1 protein-coding gene is annotated in these 499 nt (G+C 48.1%); it reads left to right on the top strand.

Annotation, left to right across the window (positions count from 1 at the left end; genetic code table 11):
* Window positions 1-442: TrmH family RNA methyltransferase (locus tag ACYVRA_RS08560; protein ID WP_461252299.1), on the top strand; the 442-nt coding region annotated here is incomplete at its 5' end.
* Between the last annotated feature and the right edge of the window lie 57 nt (window positions 443-499).

Below are 499 nucleotides of genomic sequence, written 5' to 3'. Positions count from 1 at the left end.
TTCCCCATTCAACGTGGGGGCAATGTTCCGCACCGCTGAAAGTTTTGGCGTAGAGAAAATAATCTTGTCCCCCCTATGCGCCGACCCGCGTCATAAACGCTCCGAACGGACTGCTATGGGCTGTGTAGACATTATCCCCTGGGAACGGCAAGAGCTTTTTTCCACCCCGGAAAATTCGCCAACCGATAATTTTACGGAAACTCCACCAATTTTTGCCTTAGAAACAGGAGGCACCTCTTTATCTGAATTTCACTTTCCGCGCCGTGGGATTATGATAATAGGTTCTGAAGAATTAGGGGTAAGTCCCCGCGCGTTGGCAGCGGCGGACGCTTCGCTGGGGAGGGTGACAATCCCCTGTAACGGACAAAAAGCGTCGCTTAATGTTTCGGTTGCTTTTGGAATAGCGATACAAGCTTGGGGAGAGGCAATTGGGGGGAGGTAATTTATTAGTAAAATTACGGAAGTATTTTACGGAGAACTATATTATTAGTACGTTAAG

It is taken from the genome of Treponema sp. R8-4-B8 (assembly GCF_054786175.1).
The sequence above is the reverse complement of the archived record's forward strand: the minus strand, read 5'-3'. Positions and strand labels throughout refer to the sequence as shown.